Raw genomic sequence first — 19,828 nt, 5'->3', positions numbered from 1 at the left:
CCTACTTAATGAAACTGGATTGAACGGTGCTCACGGAGCTTTTGGCCCCAGGAGCTGTTCCTTGAACGGGAGATCAACCGGAGCGCTGATCCCGCTGGCTAGCCACTGGCTGGTCAACCCCAGGATGAGGTTCTTCGACCAGTCAGCCACCAATAGAAATTGTGGCAAGAGTCGCGACTCCTGCCACCACGGATCCTGTTGTACCGGCCCCAGGCTCAGCAGCCCGACGGCCACCACCACCAGCAAGGCGCCGCGGGCGGCGCCGAAGGCCATGCCGAGAAAGCGATCGGTCCCGGACAGCCCGGTGACGCGAATCAGCTCGCCAAGAAGAAAATTGATCATCGCCCCCACCAGCAGGGTGGCGACGAAGACGATGGCGCATCCGCCGATGACCCGGGCCGATGGCGTCTGTATGTAACTGTCCAGATACTGCGCGGCGGAGCCGCCGAACATCCACGCCATCGCACCGGCGACGATCCAGGTGAGCAGCGACAGGGCTTCCTTGACGAAGCCGCGCTTGAGACTGATCAGCGAAGAAATGGCGACGATCGCGAGAATCGCCCAGTCGACCCAGGTAAATGCCACGGTGTTGCCTGCAAACGGTTGAGGCCGCGCATTTTACCAGAGCGAGGGACTATGGGTAAGCGGTGATTTGCCGTCCGGCGCGGGCTGGACGGCAGGTTTCAGCCACGCTCGGGCTGGAAGCGCACCACAAAACCCTTGAGTTTCTGCTGGCGACTGATGACATCGCGCAGGCGCTCGGCCTCGGCGCGCTCGATGACCGGCCCGACGAACACCCGGTTCATCCCGTCCGCGGAGCGGATATAGGCGTTGTAGCCCTGGCTGCGCAGGGTTTTCTGCAGGCTGTCGGCGCTGGCGCGGTTGGACAGGCTGGCCAGTTGCACCGACCAGCTGACCGGCAGGCCATTGGGGTCGACCTTGTTGGCCGAGGCCTGGGTCGGCGCCGGTGCCGGGGCGGCCACGGGAGCGGCAGGTTTGGCTGGCGCGGCGGCAACCGCCGGGGCAGGCGCCGGTTTGGTGGCTGGCGCTGGCGTCGGAACCGGCGTGCTCGGCTTCGGTGCCTCCTGAACGGGTGCCGAGGCCACCGGCGCGGACGGCGCCGGAGCGATCGGCGTGCTCGGTGCCGTCTGCGGCTGGCTGGCCACACTGGCGTCGGGAATGACCTGGGGCTCCGGCACCTGCACCGGTTCCACCTGGACCTGCGGCAAGGTCGGGGCCGCCGGCGCCTGCGGCGCTTCGACCTGGACCTGACGCAGTTCGTCTTCCTTGGTGAACAGCATCGGCAGGAAAATCACCGCCAGCGCCACCAGCACCAGCGCACCGACCATCCGTTGCTTGATCACCTTGTCCAGCCCCGCCATTGACTCAGTCCTCCATGGCCTGCCGGCTCAGCCACTGCAAGGCCTCGCCGACACAGAAAAATGATCCGAACAGCAGGATTTCGTCATCCGCCGTCGCCCGCGCGCACTGCCCTTCCAGGGCCTGCGCGACGCAGGAGTAAGACTGCACCGAAGCGCCAAGGTTCTCCAGCGCGGCCTGCAGCTCCGTCGCCGGACGACTGCGCGCAGTCTCCAGTGTAGCCACCGCCCAGTTGCCGACGTGCGGCAACAGCGGCCGGATCACCCCGTCCAGGTCCTTGTCCGCCAGCAGGCCGAACACCGCCAGGCGCTGGCCGGCCACCGGCCGCGCGGCCAGACGCTCGGCCAGGTAGTCCGCGGCATGCGGGTTGTGCCCCACATCCAGGAGAATATTCAGGCGCTTGCCCTGCCAGACGAACTGGCGGCGGTCCAGGCGCCCTACGATCCGCGCATCCTGCAGGGCCTGGGTGATCCGCCCGGCGTCCCACGGCAGATCCAGCAGCAGATAGGCCTGCAGGGCCAGGGCGGCGTTTTCCATCGGCAGGTCGAGCAGCGGCAGGTCGCGCAGCTCGACCTCGGCACCACGCGCATCGACGCCGCGCCACTGCCAGCGCTGCTCGGTGTAGGCCAGGTCGAAATCGCGTCCGCGCAGGAAGAATCCGCAGGACAGCTCGCGCGCCTTGTCCAGCAAAGGCTGTGGCGGGTTGAGGTCACCGCACAAGGCAGGCTTGCCCTGGCGGAAGATGCCGGCCTTCTCGAAGGCCACCGACTCACGGGTATTGCCCAGCCAGTCGGCATGGTCGACACCGATGCTGGTGACCACGGCCAGGTCGGCGTCCACCAGGTTGACCGCATCCAGGCGCCCGCCCAGACCGACTTCGAGAACCACGGCGTCCAGCGCCGAGCGGCTGAACAGCCAGAAGGCCGCCAGGGTGCCCATTTCGAAGTAGGTCAGGGAGATTTCGCCACGGGCGGCCTCGACCGCGGCGAAGGCCTCGCAGAGCTGCTGGTCGTCGACTTCGCGTTCGTCGATCTGCACCCGTTCGTTGTAGCGCAGCAGGTGCGGCGAACTGTAGACCCCGACCTTCAGCCCCTGCGCCTTGAGCAGCGCGGCGATGAAGGCGCAGGTCGAACCCTTGCCGTTGGTCCCCGTGACGGTGATCACCCGTGGCGCCGGCTTGCCCAGCCCGAGCCGGGTCGCCACCTCTCGGGAGCGATCCAGGCCCATGTCGATGGCCGACGGGTGCAGTTGCTCCAGATAGGCGAGCCAGTCGCCAAGGGTGCGCTGGGTCATACGGTGGCAGGCGCCGGCGGTACGACCACGGCGTCGACGGCCGATGGCACGTGCTTCGGCGTCGGCTTGCCGGTCATCTGCGCCAGGATCGTGGCCAGGCGCGAACGCAGCTCGGCGCGGTGGATGATCATGTCGATGGCGCCGTGCTCCAGCAGGAACTCGCTGCGCTGGAAGCCTTCCGGCAGTTTCTCGCGCACGGTCTGCTCGATCACCCGCGGGCCGGCGAAGCCGATCAGGGCCTTCGGCTCACCGACGATGACGTCGCCGAGCATCGCCAGGCTGGCGGAAACGCCGCCGTAGACCGGGTCGGTCAGCACGGAGATGAACGGAATGCCTTCTTCGCGCAGGCGCGCCAGGGCGGCGGAGGTCTTGGCCATCTGCATCAGCGAGATCAGCGCTTCCTGCATGCGCGCGCCGCCGGAAGCGGAGAAGCAGACCATCGGGCAACGGTTTTCCAGGGCGTAGTTGGCGGCCCGGACGAAGCGCTCGCCGACCACGGCGCCCATGGAGCCGCCCATGAAGGAGAATTCGAAGGCGCTGACCACGATCGGCATGCCCATCAGGGTACCGCTCATGGAGATCAGCGCGTCCTTCTCGCCGATCGACTTCTGCGCGGCGACCAGGCGGTCCTTGTACTTCTTGCCGTCGCGGAACTTCAGGCGGTCCACCGGTTCCAGCTCGGCGCCCAGCTCGTTACGGCCGTCCGGATCGAGGAAGATGTTCAGGCGCGCGCGGGCGCCGATACGCATGTGGTGGTTGCACTTGGGGCAGACGTCCAGGGTCTTTTCCAGTTCCGGACGGTACAGCACGGCCTCGCAGGACGGGCACTTGTGCCACAGGCCCTCGGGAACCGAACTCTTCTTCACCTCGGAACGCATGATCGATGGGATCAGTTTGTCTACTAACCAGTTGCTCATGCTTTATTTCTCCAGTAGCGGCGGCCGGCAGGCAATGGATGCCGGGTCGCGCGTATGCCCTTGAGCTTGAAAATTCGTGTATGTCGCGAAGATCAGCCGCAACCGCCGCCGCGCCCTGGGCGCCAGATCCTGCGGAATGCGACTCATCGTCAACCTGTATGGGCGACGCCAGCGGCGCCGACCGTGAAATTCGGCCGGCCCGCGGGCCTGACCAGGCAGCAACGGGCTGCGAAAGCTATGGACGATGCCTTGCCGGCCGCCGTCACATCGACACGCATCACGCCTGGCGCACCGCGGCGAGGAACGCCTGGATGCGCGCCGGGTCCTTGATGCCCTTGGCCTGCTCCACCCCGCCGCTGACGTCCACGGCCCAGGGACGGACCTGAGCGATGGCCGCGCCGACGTTGGCGGGCGAGAGACCGCCGGCGAGGATGATCGGCTTGCTCAGGTGCTCCGGCACCAGCGCCCAGTCGAACGCTTCGCCGGTACCGCCGGGAACGCCGGCCACATAGGTGTCGAGCAGAATGCCGCTGGCCCGCGCGTACAGCTTGCAGGCCGCTTCCAGGTCATCGCCGGGGCGCACCCGCAGGGCCTTGATCCACGGCCGGTTGAAGCCTTCGCAATCGGCGGGGGTTTCGTCGCCATGGAATTGCAGGAGGTCCAGCGGTACGGCTTCGAGGATCTCGTTCAGTTCGCAGCGACTGGCGTTGACGAACAGACCCACGGTGGTCACGAACGGTGGCAGGGCGGCGATTATTTCCCGCGCCTGCTGCACATTCACCGCCCGCGGGCTCTTGGCGTAGAACACCAGCCCGATGGCGTCAGCCCCCGCCTCGGCCGCGGCCAGCGCGTCTTCCACGCGAGTAATACCGCAGATCTTGCTGCGAACGGCAGACATGGCCAGGGAATCTCCAACGAAGCGAAAGTCCCGGATGTTAGCAAATGACCACAGGGTCGTCAGCCGTCAGGGCATCGAAACCCGTGAGGAAGTGTGGCCCGATGAAACGCCGGGGCAGCGCGAACTCCTCGGGGTATTCGACCTGCACCAGATACAGGCCGAAAGGATGCGCGGTCGGCGCGCCGGCACGCCGGTCGAGGCTGGCCAGTACCTCGCCCACCCACTCGATCGGCCGCTCGCCAGCACCGATGGTCATCAGTACCCCGGCGATGTTGCGCACCATGTGGTGGAGGAAGGCGCTGGCGCGGATATCGAGGACGATCATCTTGCCGTGGCGGGTGACCCGCAGGTGGTGGATGGTCTTGATCGGCGACTTGGCCTGGCACTGCCCGGCGCGGAAGGCGCTGAAGTCATGGGTACCGATGAGATACGCGGCCGCGGCGGCCATGCGCTCCACGTCCAGCGGCCGGTGGTTCCAGGTGACCTGGTCACCGAGGTGCGCCGGACGGATCTGGTCGTTGTAGATCACATAGCGATAACGCCGGGCGAACGCCTTGAAGCGGGCATGGAAGTGCGCCGGCATCTGCTCGGCCCAGGCCACGCTGATGTCATGGGGCAGATGGCTGTTGGCGCCCATGGTCCAGGCCTTGGGGTTGCGCACGGCGCAGGTATCGAAATGCACCACCTGGCCGCTGGCATGAACCCCGGCATCGGTGCGTCCGGCGCACTGCACGGTGATCGTCTCGGCGGCCACTTTCGACAGGGCCTCCTCGAGGGTCTGCTGGACACTGATCACGCCGTCGCCCTGACGCTGCCAGCCACGGTAGCGGGTGCCTTTGTATTCGACGCCCAGGGCGATGCGGGAATAGCCTTCGGCCGCGACTTCGGCGGGGTTTTCGATGATTTCCAAGGGATTTAGAGCCTGTCGGTTACGCAATGGCGGCGATTATAACGACAACGACAGCCGCGGGGGCCTGTGCGCGATGCATGAATGGGCTAGCCCGCGAACCAACTGTAGGAGCGCGGCTTGCCCGCGAAAGGACCTGTAGGAGCTGGCTTGCCTGCGAAAGGACCGCACAGCGGTCCCGGAAATGTTCGCCAGGATAGGACCGCGTTGCGGTCCTTTCGCGGGCAAGCCACGCTCCTACGAGGTCCGCGTGAAGCGGCCGCGTCAGGACAGCTTGGAGCGCAGCTCGTTGGCCTCGCGACGCTGGTCCTGGTCGCCTTCCTTGTAGACCTCGTCGAGGATGTCGCGGGCGCCATCGTGGTCACCCATATCGATGTAGGCACGGGCCAGATCGAGCTTGGTGGCGACTTCATCGGTGCCGGACAGGTAATCGAACTCCTCGTCTTCCGGCGCCAGGCTGGCCGCGTCCTCGGCGGTGAAGTGCGGCTCCAGCGACGGGGTCTCCAGACTGGCGGAGAGCTTGTCCAGCTCGGCGTTGACGTTGTCCAGTTCGGCGGCGAAGTGCTTCGACGCGGCGTCGTCCTCGCCCGGCAGGGACAGGTCGAAATCGTCGGGCAGCTCCAGGTCCGGCAGGTCGGCTTCCAGGCCCAGGTCGTTGTCGAAGGCCGCCAGCTCCGCTTCGATATCCAGCGGCGGACGGTTTTCCGTGGTGACGCTCGGCGCCTCGTCGGGAACGCTCAGGTCGAAGTCGGCCAGGTCGTCGGTGGCGGTGGATTGCACCTTGGTGTGCTCGTCGAGCAGGGCATCGAAGTCCAGGTCGTCATCGAGCGCCGACAGCTCCGGCTCCGGCTCTGGCTGCGCCTGGGCGGCGGTGTGTTCCTGCAGCAGACTGTCGAAGTCCAGATCGTCCTCGACCGCGGCGGGCTCGACAGGCGCTTGCGGTTCGCTGGCCTGGGCCGCGGTGTGCTCCTGCAGCAGGCTGTCGAAGTCCAGATCGTCGTCGACCGCGGCGGGCTCGACAGGCGCTTGCGGCTCGCTGGCCTGGGCCGCGGTGTGCTCCTCCAGCAGGCTGTCGAAGTCCAGGTCGTCGTCGACCGCGGCAGGCTCGACAGGCGCTTGCGGTTCGCTGGCCTGGGCCGCGGTGTGCTCCTCCAGCAGGCTGTCGAAGTCCAGGTCGTCGACCACCGGCGGCTCGGGCTCGACCTGCGGCGCCGGCTCGGCAGCCTGGGCCGCGGTGTGTTCCTGCAGCAGGCTGTCGAAGTCCAGGTCGTCGGCAAGGCCGGCTGGCTCAGGCTCCAGTTGTGGTGGTTCGGCCTGCGGTGCTTCCGGGTTGTCCTGCAGCAGCGTGTCGAAATCCAGATCGTCCAGCGACGGCTCGGCCGGGGCCTGGCTGCTGGCCTCGACCGCGGCCTGGTCGGCCGGCGCTTCCAGTTCCAGGCCATCGAGGTCGTCGAGGCTCAGGTCGAAGGCGCTGTCCAGCTCATCATCGGCGGGCAGGTCGGCATCCGCCTGCGCCTGCGGCTCGTCGGACATCAGTTCCTCGACGAATTTCTCGTCCAGGCCAGAGGCCACGGCGGCGCCGGCAGCCGCGGCCGCCAGGGCGACCATGGTCGGGAAACGGCTCTTCAGCGAGTCGACTTCGGCAAGGTTGTGCGGATTGGCCTGCAGTTGGCGCTCCTGGCTGACGAATCCGTCGCGATCGCCCTGGCGTGCGTAGACTTCCATCAGTTTCAGACGCAGGTCGCTGCGCTGCGGGAATTTCTCCACCGCCGGCTCCAGCAGGTTGGAGGCCTGCATCAGGCGCCCGTGGGCAATGCAATCGTCGATCTCGGCCATGAACGGATCGATTTTCGGCTCGGCGGCGCGCGGCTCGCTGACCTGCTCGGCAGCGGTGGCCGCGGCGGCGGAGGCGGCCACCACGGCGGGCGCCAGCTTGACCGTCGGCGGTGCCATGTCGAGACCGTCGAAGCTGCTCGGCGGCAGGTCCAGGTCTGGACCCAGCTCGCTTTCTTCAGCCAGCGCGCGAGCCATGCGCATGTGTTTTTCCGCTTCCTGCTGGGCCTTGCGCTTGCGCACCAGGAGCAGGATCAGCAGAAGCAGGGCCAGCAGCGCGGAGCCGGCGATCAGCGCAAGCATCTGCGGGTTGCCGAGAATGCCGTCGAGGCCCTTGTTCTCGCCCTCCTCCACAGCTGGCGCGGCGGCGCTTTCAGGCGCTGCCGGGGGGGTGACCTGCTGCGGCTCGGTATCGACCGCGGCCGGCGCTGGCACCACCGGCTCGGCGGCCGGCGCCGGATTGGCCTGCAACTGCGCGTCGATCACCGGCGCACTGGCGACCGGAGCGGCCGGGGCGTTGCTCTGCGCTTCGAGGCGGGCCAGTTGATCGTTCTTCAGCTCGATCAGGCGCTGCAGCTTGTCCAGCTGGCTTTGCAGATCGGCCACGCGGCTTTTCAGTTCGTCGCCTTCACGGCGGCTGCTGTCGAGGTTTTCCTGGGTCATCGCCAGCTTGTCGCTCAGCGCCTTGTCGCTGCCCTGGCCCTTGCCACCGGGAGCGACCAGCTTGAGGTTGTCCTGCTCGGCGATGCGCGCCGGCGCGGCCTGGGCGGCGTCGCGGCGCGTGGCATCGAGCTGGCGCGCCTGCGGACCGAGGCGACGCCCCTGGCGCCAGGCGGCGTACTGCTCGTTGACCTCTTTCACCGCCTGGGCCTGCGGGACGCTCTGGATCTGTTGCTGGTCCGGCATGCGCAGGACCTGGCCGGTCTTCAACTGGTTGATGTTGCCGTTGATGAAGGCATCCGGGTTGAGCGCCTGGATCGCCAGCATGGTCTGCTGCACCGAGCCGCCCTGACGCGAGCGCGAGGCGATTTCCCAGAGGGTGTCGCGGCGCACGGTGGTGTAGTTGGTCGGGGCAGTGGCCGCCGGGGTCACGCCGGAGGCGGCCTGGGCGGTTTCCGGGGAGAACTTGGAGGCATCCAGCAGCACGCTGTAGTCGCGCAGCAGGCGGCCCTGCGGCCACATGACCTGGACCAGGAACTTGACCATCGGCTCCGGCAGCGCCTGGCTGGAGGTCACCTTGAGCACGCTCTTGCCGGCCGGGTTGATCACCGGGGTGAAGGTCAGGTCATTGAGAAACGGAGGGCGCTCGACGCCGGCCTTGGCGAACTCTTCCGCCGGCGCGAGGCTCGGCTTGAGGTCGGCGGGACTCAGGTCGCGCACGTCGAGCAGTTCGATTTCAGCATTGAGTGGCTGGTTCTGGGCCGACTTGAGGGTCAGCTCGCCCAGGCCGAGGGCATGCGCCATACCGGAAGACAGCGCCGACGCGGCGGCTATTGCTAACACCAGTTTGCGAATTCGAAGCATGACCTCATCCTTTGTTTGAAACTTCCCCGGCACACGAGAAGAAGTGAAGAACCGCCGTGAGGCTAATAAAAACGACATGATCGCAGTCATGTTCAAACTGCCATTATTGGCCGCGGGCAAGTTGCCGGCGGCATTTAACGGTCAGTGGGCAAAGTGTTGCCAAGTATCTTTTACACAAGGTCTTTTATCAACAATTCAGCCAACTGCACGGCGTTCAAACCCGCGCCTTTGCGCACATTGTCGGTGGTCAGCCAGAGATTGAGCTGGCGCGATTCGTCGATACCGCCGCGCACCCGCCCGACATACACCACGTCCTGCCCCACGGCATCGCCGACCGGTGTCGGATAATCCCCCGCCTCCACCAACTCTACGCCGTCGGCCGCTTCCAGCGCCGCATTCACCGCGAGCAGATCCACCGCTTCGCTGGTATTCAGCGTCACAGTGTAGCTATCGCCAAAAAACACCGGGACTTGAACGCAGGTGACTGAAATGCTGAGTAAAGGCATGCCGAGCAGTTCGCGCAACTCGCGCACCAGGCGACGCTCCAGCAAGCCATGACCCTGTTCGTCGCTGGCGCCGACCTGGGCCAGCAGGTTGAAGGCCATCTGCCGGTCGAAGAAGCGCGGCTCCAGCGGACGGGCATTGAGCAGTTCGGCGGTCTGCCGGGCCAGCTCGCTGACCGCCTCGCGGCCCTGGGCGGAAACGGCCAGGCAGGCGGTGACATTGACGTGCAGCGGGGTCAGCAGGTCTTTCAGCGGCGCCAGCGCCACGGCCAGGGCCACCGCGGCGGCACTCGGGCTGTGGATGACCGCCGGTGTCGGCAGCGCGGCGAGCACCTGAGGGTTGGCCTCCGGAACGACCGCCGGGGCCTGCTCGGCAGGCAGCGCACCGGCCAGGTCGATCACCGTGCAGCCGGCGGCCGTGGCCCGCGCGGCGAAGCTCAGGGTAACCGCGGGCCCCGCGGCGAAGAAGGCCAGGCGGACCTTGGCGAAGTCGAATTCGTCGACATCGCGGGTGCGCAGGTTCTTGCCGCGGAAGGTCACCGCGCTGCCGGCGGATTCGCTGCTGGCCAGCAGGTACAGGGTGCCCACCGGGAAATCCCGCTCTTCGAGGATCTGCACGAGGGTTTCGCCGACGGTGCCGGTGGCGCCGATCACGGCGATGTCGAGGGGCTGGGTCATCTGGATGTTCCTCTGGCCTTGAGGGCGTCATCGCGGGCAACACCCGCTCCCACAAGGTTCGGCGGTGCACACAAAACCTGTGGGAGCGGGCATTGCCCGCGATTGGAGCCCCGCGAATTCTGGGGGGAGCGCACTTTACGCGAAAAACAAAAAACCCGCGCTGTCGCCAGCACGGGTTTTTCGAGTTCACCGCGAAGCGATCAACGCTCCAGCAGGATCCGCAGCATGCGCCGCAACGGTTCGGCGGCGCCCCACAACAGCTGGTCGCCGACGGTGAAGGCGCCCAGGTACTGGGAACCCATGTTCAGCTTGCGCAGACGACCCACCGGAATGTTCAGGGTGCCGGTGACGTTGGTCGGGCTGAGCTCCTGCATGCTGATGTCGCGCTGGTTCGGCACCAGTTTCACCCAAGGGTTGTGCTGGCTGATCATGCCTTCGATATCGGCCAGCGGCACGTCCTTGTTCAGCTTGATGGTCAGCGCCTGGCTGTGGCAGCGCATGGCGCCGATGCGCACGCAGATGCCGTCCACCGGGATCGGGCTCTTGAAGCGACCGAGGATCTTGTTGGTCTCGGCCTGGCCTTTCCACTCTTCGCGGCTCTGGCCGTTCGGCAGTTCCTTGTCGATCCACGGGATCAGGCTGCCAGCCAGCGGTACACCGAAGTTCTCGGTCGGGTAGGCGTCGCTGCGCATGGCCTCGGCGACCTTGCGGTCGATGTCGAGGATGGCGCTGGCCGGATTGGCCAGTTCATCGGCCACGGCGGCGTGAGTCGCGCCCATCTGGCGGATCAGCTCGCGCATGTTCTGCGCGCCGGCGCCGGAAGCGGCCTGGTAGGTCATGGCGCTCATCCACTCGACCAGACCGGCTTCGAACAGGCCGCCCAGGCCCATCAGCATCAGGCTGACGGTGCAGTTGCCGCCGATGTAGTTCTTGGTGCCGGCATCCAGCTGCTGGTCGATGACCTTGCGGTTGACCGGATCGAGGACGATGACCGCGTCATCCTGCATGCGCAGGGAGGAAGCGGCATCGATCCAGTAACCCTGCCAGCCGGCTTCGCGCAGCTTGGGGAATACTTCGTTGGTGTAGTCGCCGCCCTGGCAGGTCAGGATCACGTCCAGGGTCTTGAGTTCGTCGATGCTGTAGGCATCCTTCAGCGGAGCAATGTCCTTGCCCACCGCAGGGCCCTGGCCACCAACGTTGGAGGTAGTGAAGAACACTGGCTCGATAAGATCGAAATCCTGCTCTTCGAGCATCCGCTGCATGAGCACGGAACCGACCATTCCACGCCAACCGATCAGACCTACACGTTTCATCGCAACTACACCTTCGCTAAAAGTGGGCCGCCGCCCTGGTTGTGTTTTGGGCGGCGGGCCAGAGAGATTACAGATTCCGCAGCGCTGCGACTACTGCGTCGCCCATTTCCTGCGTGCCTACTTTGGTGCAACCGTCGGACCAGATGTCTCCGGTACGCAGTCCCTGGTCCAGCACGACGCTGACGGCCTTCTCGATCGCCTCGGCGGCGGCCTGCTGGTTGAAGCTGTAACGCAGCATCATCGACACCGAGAGGATGGTCGCCAGCGGGTTGGCGATGCCCTGGCCGGCGATGTCCGGCGCGGAACCGTGGCAAGGCTCGTACATGCCCTTGTTGTTCGCGTCCAGCGAGGCAGAAGGCAGCATGCCGATGGAACCGGTGAGCATGGAAGCCTCATCCGACAGGATGTCGCCGAACATGTTGTCGGTGACCATCACGTCGAACTGCTTCGGCGCGCGGACCAGCTGCATGGCGGCGTTGTCGACGTACATGTGGCTGAGTTCGACGTCCGGGTAGTCCTTGGCCACTTCCTCGACCACTTCGCGCCACAGCTGGCTGGAGGCCAGAACGTTGGCCTTGTCCACCGAGCAGAGTTTCTTGCCGCGCACGCGAGCCATGTCGAAGCCGACCCGGGCGATGCGACGGATTTCGCTTTCGCTGTACGGCAGGGTGTCGTAGGACTGGCGCTCGCCGCCTTCCAGCTCGCGGGTGCCGCGTGGCGCGCCGAAGTAGATGCCGCCGGTCAGTTCACGAACGATCAGGATGTCCAGGCCGGAGACGATTTCGCGCTTCAGCGACGAGGCGTCGGCCAGTTGCGGGTAGAGGATCGCCGGGCGCAGGTTGGCGAACAGGCCCAGTTGCGAACGGATCTTCAGCAGGCCGCGCTCGGGACGGATGTCACGCTCGATCTTGTCCCACTTCGGTCCGCCCACGGCGCCCAGCAGCACGGCATCGGCCTTGCGCGCGCGCTCCAGGGTCTCGTCGGCCAGCGGCACGCCGTGCTTGTCGATGGCGGCACCACCGATGACGTCATGCTCCAGGGCGAAACCGAGTTGGAACCTGTCGTTGGCCAGTTCCAGCACCTTGACCGCCTCGGCCATGATTTCCGGACCGATACCGTCACCCGGGAGAATCAGAATCTGCTTGCTCATGCTTTCCTCTATCTCAATTCAAGCGGCGCGCCGCGATGGCGTGCCGGAAAAAACTCAGCGCTCGGCCCACAGCACCAGGACATCGGTACTGAACGAGCCGTCGGTTTCGATCTGGTAATACTGCCGTACTTCTTCGCCCATCGCCTGCTGCAATTGGAGGATGGCGGCGCGCATCGGCTCGGGGGTACGCATGCGCTCCACCCAGGAACGGTACTCCAGGCGCAGACGCTGACGCGCATGGCTGCGCACGAACAACCCGGCCTCGCTGACCTGGCGCAGCCATTCGGCGGCGCAATAGTCGCGCACATGGCTGGTGTCGCGCAGGACTTCGACGCTTTGCAGGTAGGTATCCAGCAGCGGGCTGCCCGGCGACATCACGTCGACGAAGGCGGCCACGCCCCCCGGCTTGAGCACCCGGCGCACTTCGCGCAGGGCCAGGCCGAGGTCACTCCAGTGGTGCGCGGAGTAACGGCTGAAGACGAAGTCGAAGGAAGCGTCGGCGAACGGCAGACGTTCCGCCGCGCCACGCTCGGTGACGATGTTGTCCAGGCCACGCTCGGCGGCGCTGGCGGCGACCACGTCGAGCATCTGCTGCGACAGATCGTAGGCCACCACTTCGGCGACCAGCGGCGCGACATGGAAGCTGACATGGCCGGCGCCGCAGCCCAGGTCGAGCACCCGCGCGCCTTCATGCCCGGCCAGTTCGGCCTGAAGCAAGGCAAACTCGCTGCCCTGGGCGTGCACGGCACTGCTCAGGTAGGCGCTGGCCTGTTCGCCGAACTGGCGCTGGACGACGTCTTTGTGGCTGCTGTTGGTCATCTTCTCGTCTCCGGGGCCTCATCGCGGGCAATGCCCGCTCCCACAGGTTTTGTGTACACCACAGCCCCTTGTGGGAGCGGGCGTTGCCCGCGATGGGTTCAACACATCATTTGGCGTCGCGGAACAACCATGGCTGGCTGGCGCGGTGGCGGGTTTCGAAAGCACCGATGGCATCGCGGTCCTGCAGGGTCAGGCCGATGTCGTCCAGGCCGTTGAGCAGGCAGTGCTTGCGGAACGCATCGATCTCGAAGCCCAGCACCTTGCCGTCGGGACGGGTCACGGTCTGCGCCTGCAGGTCGATGGTCAGCTGGTAGCCCGGATTGGCCTCGACCTGCTTGAACAGCTCGTCGACTTCCTCGTCGCTGAGGATGATCGGCAACAGGCCGTTCTTGAAGCTGTTGTTGAAGAAGATGTCGGCGTAGCTCGGCGCGATGATGCTGCGGAAACCGTACTCTTCCAGGGCCCACGGTGCGTGTTCACGGCTGGAACCGCAACCGAAGTTCTCGCGGGCCAGGAGCACGCTGGCGCCCTGGTAGCGGTCGTGGTTGAGGACGAAGTCCGGGTTCTGCGGGCGCTTGCTGTTGTCCTGGTAAGGCTGGCCGACATCCAGGTAGCGCCATTCGTCGAACAGGTTCGGACCGAAACCGGTGCGCTTGATCGACTTCAGGAACTGCTTGGGAATGATCTGGTCGGTGTCGACGTTGGCACGGTCCAGCGGGGCGACGAGGCCGGTGTGTTGGTTGAAGGCTTTCATGCTGCGCTCCCTTGGATCAACTCGCGTACATCGATGAAACGGCCGGTGACGGCGGCGGCGGCGGCCATGGCCGGGCTGACCAGGTGGGTACGACCACCGGCGCCCTGGCGCCCTTCGAAGTTGCGGTTGGAGGTGGACGCGCAGTGCTCGCCGCTCTCCAGGCGGTCCGGGTTCATCGCCAGGCACATGGAGCAGCCCGGTTCACGCCATTCGAAGCCGGCTTCGAGGAAGATCTTGTCCAGGCCTTCCTTCTCGGCCTGGGCTTTCACCAGGCCGGAGCCCGGGACCACGATTGCCTGCTTGATGGTCGCGGCGACCTTGCGGCCCTTGGCGATTTCCGCGGCGGCGCGCAGGTCTTCGATCCGCGAGTTGGTGCAGGAGCCGATGAACACGCGGTCCAGCTGGATGTCGGTGATCGCCTGGTTGGCGCTCAGGCCCATGTATTTCAAGGCGCGCTCGATGGAGCCACGCTTGACCAGGTCGGCCTCGGCAGCCGGATCCGGCACACGCTGGTCGACCGCCAGGACCATTTCCGGGGAAGTGCCCCAGCTGACCTGCGGCTTGATCTGCGCGGCGTCCAGCTCGACCACGGTGTCGAACACCGCGTCGGCGTCGGACACCAGGTCTTTCCAGGCCTCGACGGCCAGGTCCCACTGTTCGCCTTTCGGCGCGTACGGGCGGCCCTTGACGTATTCGACGGTCTTGGCATCGGTGGCCACCAGGCCGACGCGGGCGCCGGCTTCGATGGACATGTTGCAGATGGTCATGCGGCCTTCGATGGACAGCTCGCGGATGGCGCTGCCGGCGAATTCCATGGCATGGCCGTTACCGCCGGCGGTGCCGATCTTGCCGATCACGGCGAGAACGATGTCCTTGGCGGTGACACCAACAGGCAACTGGCCTTCGACGCGCACCAGCATGTTCTTCATTTTCTTGGCGACCAGGCACTGGGTGGCGAGCACGTGCTCCACCTCGGAGGTGCCGATGCCGTGGGCCAGCGCACCGAAGGCGCCGTGGGTCGAGGTGTGCGAGTCGCCGCAGACCACGGTCATGCCCGGCAGGGTGGCGCCCTGCTCCGGGCTGATGACGTGGACGATGCCCTGACGCACGTCATTCATCTTGAATTCGGTGATGCCATACTCGTCGCAGTTTTCGTCGAGGGTCTGCACCTGCAGGCGCGACACCTGGTCGACGATGGCGTCGATGCCGCCCTTGCGCTCCGGCGTGGTCGGTACGTTGTGGTCCGGGGTGGCGATGTTGGCATCGATGCGCCACGGTTTGCGATCCGCCAGGCGCAGGCCTTCGAAGGCTTGCGGCGAGGTCACTTCGTGGATGATGTGGCGGTCGATGTAGATCAGCGCCGAACCATCGTCGCGCTGCTTGACCAAATGCGAATCCCAGAGCTTGTCGTAGAGCGTTTTGCCAGCCATCAGGCGTTCCTCATCAGCGTCTTTCTATGCCAATAACCACTTGGCTTGTGCGGCTGATGGTATGGCGATAGATTGGATAACTCAAATTCATAATTTTTATGCTTTGGATAACCAGAGGGAATCCGAAACCGTGGATCTGGCCAATCTCAATGCCTTCATCGCCATCGCCGAAACCGGCAGCTTTTCCGGCGCCGGCGAACGCCTGCATCTGACCCAGCCGGCCATCAGCAAACGCATCGCCGGACTCGAACAGCAGCTCGACGTGCGCCTGTTCGACCGCCTCGGCCGCGAGGTCAGTCTGACCGAGGCCGGCCGCGCCCTGCTGCCGCGGGCCTACCAGATCATCAACGTACTGGACGATACCCGCCGCGCCCTGACCAACCTCACCGGCGAGGTCAGCGGACGCCTGACTCTGGCCACCAGCCACCATATCGGCCTGCACCGCCTGCCGCCGCTGCTGCGGGCCTTTACCCGGCAGTATCCGGCGGTCGCCCTGGACATTCAGTTTCTCGATTCGGAGGTCGCCTACGAGGAAATCCTCCACGGCCGCGCCGAGATCGCCGTGATCACCCTGGCCCCGGAGCCCCACAGCCTGGTCCGCGCGGTACCGGTCTGGGACGACCCGCTGGATTTCGTGGTGGCCCCGGAGCACCCGCTGGCACGCAAGGCAGCCGCCGGCCTGGAGGATATCGCCCACCATCCGGCGGTTTTCCCCGGTGGCAACACCTTTACCCACCATATCGTCCGGCGCCTGTTCGAGGCCCAGGGCCTGACGCCGAACATCGCCATGAGCACCAACTATCTGGAAACCATCAAGATGATGGTCTCCATCGGCCTGGCCTGGAGCGTGCTGCCACGCACGATGCTCGACGAACAGGTGGCTTCCATCACCTTGCCGGGCATACAGCTGACTCGCCAGCTAGGCTACATACTTCATACGGAACGAACATTATCGAACGCAGCCAGAGCCTTTATGGCGCTGCTCGACAGCCATGCGAGAAAAGCCTGAGGCCGCCGGTCGCTCCGGGAAGGCCTGTACCAAGGAAGCGTATTCGCCAAAGGTCTGGTATCGATGCCCAAATCAACACGTTTTCCGCGTCTTCCCCGTATTCACGCGGCCGACCCTCAGGAGTCGGAGCAGACCTGGGACAACGCCCCGCAGTTGCTGGCAGCCCTCAACGGCGCACGCCTCGGTGCCTGGTTCTGGGATGTCGAGAGCGGCCGGATCAACTGGTCCCGCGGCACACAGGCGCTGTTCGGCTACGACCCGCGCCAGCCCCTGCCGCAGGACCTGGACTACCTCGACCTGCTGCCACCGGAGGACCGCACCCGCACCCTGCAGGCATTCCACGCCGTGCTCGCCGGCGAACCGCAGGAACAAGCGATGCGCCATCGCATCCGCTGGCCCGACGGCAGCCTGCACTGGCTGGAAATCAACGGCAGCCTGACCCAGGACCGGCAAGGCCGCCCGCAGATGATCGGGGTGATCCGTGAGATCACCGCGCAACGCGAGCGGGAAACCGCCCTGATCAACTCGGAAAAGCGCTTTGCCACGCTGTTCCAGCTCAGTCCCAACGTGGTGCTGCTCAGTCGCCGCTCCGACGGGCTGATCCACGAGGTCAACGAACACTTCGAAAAGAGCCTCGACTGGCCCGCGCGCGAGGTCATCGGCAAGACCACCACGGAAATCGGCCTCTGGGCCAATCCGCAGCACCGCCAGCAGGTGCTGGACGCCACCCGCGACAGCAATGCCGGCCCGGTGATCCTCGAAGTGCAGTTCCGCGCCCGCGGCGGCCAGGTCCATGACGGCATTCTCTCCACCCAGACCATCGAACTGGAGGGCGTGGCCTACCTGCTCAGCACCTTCATCGACACCAGCGAGCGCAAACGTGCCGAACAGGCCCTCAAGGACAGCCAGGAGCGCCTCGACCTGGCCCTGGACTCGGCCCAACTGGGCACCTGGGACTGGCACATCCCCAGCGGCATGCTCTACGGCTCGGCCCGCGCCGCGCAGTTGCACGGGCTGGATCCGGTGCCGTTCCACGAATCCTTCGAGGCGTTCTTCGAAGGCGTGCCGGAAGCCGAACGCAGCAGCATGCGCCAGGCCTACCGCAGCCTGCGCGAAGGCCCCGCGGGCAATTACCAGATCACCTACCGTATCCAGTTGGAGAACGGCAGTTCGCGCTACCTGGAAAGCCGCGCGCGGCTGTACCGCGACGAGCAGGGCAATCCGCTGCGCATGGCCGGCACCCTGCTGGACATCACCGACCAGGTGGAGCGGGAACAGCGCCTGATCGCGTCGGAAGAGAAGTTCTCCAGCCTGTTCCAGGTCAGCCCCGACCCGATCTGCGTCACCCGCCAGGACAACGGCCAGTTCATCGAGATCAACCCGGCCTTCACCCAGACCTTCGGCTGGAACGCCGACCAGGTGCTGGGCCACAGCGCCGAGGAAATCGGCCTGTGGGCGGAATCGGCGGAGCGCGCCCGGCGCATCGAACAGGTCATTCGCGACCAGGCGCTGAACAACGTTGCCGTGGTGGTCAACCACAAGGACGGCCAGGCCCTGACCTGCGTGATCTCCAGCCGCCTGATCAAGGTCGACCAGCAGACCTGCAGCGTCACCACCCTGCGCGACATCACCCAGCAGCAGCGCGCCGAAGCGGCCTTGAAGGCCAGCGAGGAGAAGTTCGCCAAGGCCTTCCACTCCAGCCCCGACGCCATCACCATCAGCGAGCGCGACACCGGGCGCTATGTCGAGGTCAACGACGGCTTCTGTCGCCTGACCGGTTACGCCGCCGCCGAAGCGCTGGGGCGCACCGCCAACCAGGTCGGCGTTTGGGCCGACGACAAGCAGCACGACATGCTCGAAGCGGAAATCCGCGAACGCGGCCGGGTCAACCATCGGGAGATGCTCGGGCGCGGCAAGAACGGCGACCTGCTGACCCTGGAAGTCTCGGTGGAGCCGATCACCCTCAACGAAACCGACTGCCTGCTGCTGACCGCCCGCGATGTCAGCCAGTTGAAGAACGCCCAGGCGCAGATTCGCCACCTGGCCTACCACGATCCGCTGACCAACCTACCCAACCGCGCCCTGCTGATGGACCGCCTGAGCCAGCAGATTGCCCTGCTCAAGCGCCACAACCTGCGCGGCGCCCTGCTGTTCCTCGATCTCGACCACTTCAAGCACATCAACGACTCCCTCGGCCACCCGGTGGGCGATACGGTGCTGAAGATCATCACCGCGCGTCTGGAAGCCAGCGTGCGCATGGAGGACACCGTGGCGCGCCTGGGCGGCGACGAATTCGTGGTGCTGCTCAGCGGCCTGGAAGGCAGCCGCGAGGAGGTGACGGACAAGGTCCGCGAGCTGGCCGACACCCTGCGCGAACTGCTGGCCGAACCCATGTCACTGGATGGCCAGCGCCTGCAGGTGACGCCGAGCATCGGCGTGGCGTTGATTCCCGACCACGGCTCGACCCCGGCCGACCTGCTCAAGCGCGCCGACATCGCCCTGTACCGGGCCAAGGATTCCGGACGCAATACCACCCAGCTGTTCCACACCACCATGCAGAAGGCCGCCAGCGAGCGGCTGCGCATGGAGAGCGACCTGCGCATGGCCCTGACCCGCGGCGAACTGGCCCTGCACTTCCAGCCCCAGGTGGATGCCCGCGACAACCGTATCGTCGGCGCCGAAGTGCTGTTGCGCTGGCACCATCCGCTGCTTGGCCAGCAGCCACCGGCGCAGTTCATCCAGGTGCTGGAGGAAAGCGGGCTGATCCTCGAAGTGGGCAACTGGATCCTCGACGAAGCCTGCGATGCCTGTTCGCGAATGCTCCAGGACAACCTGATCGACGCCGAGGACTTCAGCCTGTGCGTCAATATCAGCCCGCGGCAGTTCCGCCAGAACGACTTCGTCGAACGGGTGCGGCGCAGCCTCGACGACTATCGCCTGCCCTACCGCATGCTCAAGCTGGAGATCACCGAAGGTATCGTCATCCAGAACCTGGAGGACACCATCAGCAAGATGCGTGAGCTGAAGGCACTGGGCGTCAGCTTCGCCATGGATGACTTCGGTACCGGCTACTCCTCGCTGACCTACCTCAAGCGCCTGCCGGTGGATGCGTTGAAGATCGACCAGTCCTTCGTTCGCGATGCGCCGGTGGATCCCAACGACGCGGAAATCGTCCGTGCCATCGTCGCCATGGCCCGCAGCCTGGACCTGGCGGTGATCGCCGAGGGGGTGGAGTTGTCGGAGCAACTGGATTTCCTGGAGCGGCAGGGTTGCCATCTGTACCAGGGGTATCTGCATAGCCGGCCGTTGCCGTTGAATGCATTTCGGGCGCTGTTGCTGGAGGCACCGGCTGATTACTGAAGCCGGCGTTGCGCCCACGCTCCTGCGGGGGTGGATCTCATCAACAAAAAAAGGGCGCCA

At 65.8% G+C, this 19,828-nt stretch carries 15 protein-coding genes; 2 read left to right on the top strand and 13 right to left on the bottom strand.

All coding sequences use genetic code 11. From position 1 onward, the window contains the following. Positions 1-30 precede the first annotated feature (30 nt). The 13 genes from CHB99_RS16270 to leuC form a co-directional block, all read right to left on the bottom strand. Complete coding sequence (locus CHB99_RS16270) at positions 31-585, bottom strand: CvpA family protein (RefSeq protein ID WP_042122220.1); 555 nt, start codon at positions 583-585, stop codon at positions 31-33. A 98-nt stretch (positions 586-683) separates the two neighbouring features. Beyond that, complete coding sequence (locus tag CHB99_RS16265) at positions 684-1,382, bottom strand: SPOR domain-containing protein (RefSeq protein ID WP_042122222.1); 699 nt, start codon at positions 1,380-1,382, stop codon at positions 684-686. A 4-nt stretch (positions 1,383-1,386) separates the two neighbouring features. Further along, a complete protein-coding gene (gene folC / locus CHB99_RS16260; protein ID WP_042122223.1) occupies positions 1,387-2,673 on the bottom strand; it encodes a bifunctional tetrahydrofolate synthase/dihydrofolate synthase in 1,287 nt (428 codons plus the stop codon). Beyond that, positions 2,670-3,590, bottom strand: a complete 921-nt coding sequence (gene accD, locus CHB99_RS16255; RefSeq protein WP_042122226.1) for an acetyl-CoA carboxylase, carboxyltransferase subunit beta — start codon at positions 3,588-3,590, stop codon at positions 2,670-2,672. Before accD ends, folC begins: the two co-directional genes overlap by 4 nt. 277 nt (positions 3,591-3,867) lie before the next feature. Beyond that, entirely contained in the window at positions 3,868-4,488 is a 621-nt protein-coding gene (locus CHB99_RS16250) for a phosphoribosylanthranilate isomerase (protein ID WP_042122227.1), read from the bottom strand. Positions 4,489-4,525: 37 nt separating this feature from the next. Next, positions 4,526-5,398: a tRNA pseudouridine(38-40) synthase TruA gene (gene truA / locus CHB99_RS16245; RefSeq protein WP_084702566.1), complete on the bottom strand. Its 873-nt coding sequence runs from the start codon at positions 5,396-5,398 to the stop codon at positions 4,526-4,528. 261 nt (positions 5,399-5,659) lie between these two features. After that, positions 5,660-8,752, bottom strand: coding sequence for a motility hub landmark protein FimV (locus tag CHB99_RS16240; RefSeq protein WP_042122229.1), 3,093 nt, complete (start codon positions 8,750-8,752; stop codon positions 5,660-5,662). Positions 8,753-8,922: 170 nt separating this feature from the next. After that, positions 8,923-9,933, bottom strand: coding sequence for an aspartate-semialdehyde dehydrogenase (locus CHB99_RS16235; protein ID WP_042122232.1), 1,011 nt, complete (start codon positions 9,931-9,933; stop codon positions 8,923-8,925). 200 nt (positions 9,934-10,133) lie between these two features. After that, complete coding sequence (asd, locus tag CHB99_RS16230) at positions 10,134-11,246, bottom strand: aspartate-semialdehyde dehydrogenase (protein ID WP_042122234.1); 1,113 nt, start codon at positions 11,244-11,246, stop codon at positions 10,134-10,136. A gap of 67 nt (positions 11,247-11,313) precedes the next feature. Then, positions 11,314-12,396 carry a 3-isopropylmalate dehydrogenase gene (leuB, locus tag CHB99_RS16225; protein ID WP_042122236.1) on the bottom strand — a complete coding sequence of 361 codons (1,083 nt, stop codon included), beginning with the start codon at positions 12,394-12,396 and terminating at the stop codon, positions 11,314-11,316. 54 nt (positions 12,397-12,450) lie between these two features. After that, positions 12,451-13,215 carry a class I SAM-dependent methyltransferase gene (locus CHB99_RS16220; protein WP_042122238.1) on the bottom strand — a complete coding sequence of 255 codons (765 nt, stop codon included), beginning with the start codon at positions 13,213-13,215 and terminating at the stop codon, positions 12,451-12,453. Between the two features lie 106 nt (positions 13,216-13,321). Then, positions 13,322-13,969: a 3-isopropylmalate dehydratase small subunit gene (gene leuD / locus CHB99_RS16215; RefSeq protein ID WP_042122239.1), complete on the bottom strand. Its 648-nt coding sequence runs from the start codon at positions 13,967-13,969 to the stop codon at positions 13,322-13,324. Next, positions 13,966-15,399: a 3-isopropylmalate dehydratase large subunit gene (leuC, locus tag CHB99_RS16210; protein ID WP_042122241.1), complete on the bottom strand. Its 1,434-nt coding sequence runs from the start codon at positions 15,397-15,399 to the stop codon at positions 13,966-13,968. Before leuC ends, leuD begins: the two co-directional genes overlap by 4 nt. A 130-nt stretch (positions 15,400-15,529) precedes the next feature. Between leuC and CHB99_RS16205 the strand changes: the two genes are divergently transcribed. Beyond that, on the top strand, positions 15,530-16,408 hold the full coding sequence (locus CHB99_RS16205; RefSeq protein WP_042122243.1) for a LysR family transcriptional regulator: 879 nt from the start codon (positions 15,530-15,532) through the stop codon (positions 16,406-16,408). A gap of 63 nt (positions 16,409-16,471) precedes the next feature. Then, a complete protein-coding gene (locus tag CHB99_RS16200; RefSeq protein ID WP_042122245.1) occupies positions 16,472-19,768 on the top strand; it encodes a sensor domain-containing protein in 3,297 nt (1,098 codons plus the stop codon). The last annotated feature ends 60 nt before the right edge of the window (positions 19,769-19,828 follow it).

Source organism: Pseudomonas japonica (genome assembly GCF_900188455.1).
Classification (GTDB): domain Bacteria; phylum Pseudomonadota; class Gammaproteobacteria; order Pseudomonadales; family Pseudomonadaceae; genus Aquipseudomonas; species Aquipseudomonas japonica.
Note: the sequence above shows the minus strand (reverse complement) of the source record. Positions and strands in the feature narration are given on the sequence as shown.

Excerpts from the sequence above, each read along its gene's own strand:
- CHB99_RS16265 (WP_042122222.1), bottom strand. The coding sequence starts at position 1,382 with ATGGCGGGGCTGGACAAGGTGATCAAGCAACGGATGGTCGGTGCGCTG.
- folC (WP_042122223.1), bottom strand. The coding sequence starts at position 2,673 with ATGACCCAGCGCACCCTTGGCGACTGGCTCGCCTATCTGGAGCAACTG.
- accD (WP_042122226.1), bottom strand. The coding sequence starts at position 3,590 with ATGAGCAACTGGTTAGTAGACAAACTGATCCCATCGATCATGCGTTCC.
- CHB99_RS16220 (WP_042122238.1), bottom strand. The coding sequence starts at position 13,215 with ATGACCAACAGCAGCCACAAAGACGTCGTCCAGCGCCAGTTCGGCGAA.
- CHB99_RS16240 (WP_042122229.1), bottom strand. The coding sequence starts at position 8,752 with ATGCTTCGAATTCGCAAACTGGTGTTAGCAATAGCCGCCGCGTCGGCG.
- asd (WP_042122234.1), bottom strand. The coding sequence starts at position 11,246 with ATGAAACGTGTAGGTCTGATCGGTTGGCGTGGAATGGTCGGTTCCGTG.
- CHB99_RS16235 (WP_042122232.1), bottom strand. The coding sequence starts at position 9,933 with ATGACCCAGCCCCTCGACATCGCCGTGATCGGCGCCACCGGCACCGTC.
- leuD (WP_042122239.1), bottom strand. The coding sequence starts at position 13,969 with ATGAAAGCCTTCAACCAACACACCGGCCTCGTCGCCCCGCTGGACCGT.
- leuC (WP_042122241.1), bottom strand. The coding sequence starts at position 15,399 with ATGGCTGGCAAAACGCTCTACGACAAGCTCTGGGATTCGCATTTGGTC.
- CHB99_RS16200 (WP_042122245.1), top strand. The coding sequence starts at position 16,472 with ATGCCCAAATCAACACGTTTTCCGCGTCTTCCCCGTATTCACGCGGCC.
- leuB (WP_042122236.1), bottom strand. The coding sequence starts at position 12,396 with ATGAGCAAGCAGATTCTGATTCTCCCGGGTGACGGTATCGGTCCGGAA.
- CHB99_RS16250 (WP_042122227.1), bottom strand. The coding sequence starts at position 4,488 with ATGTCTGCCGTTCGCAGCAAGATCTGCGGTATTACTCGCGTGGAAGAC.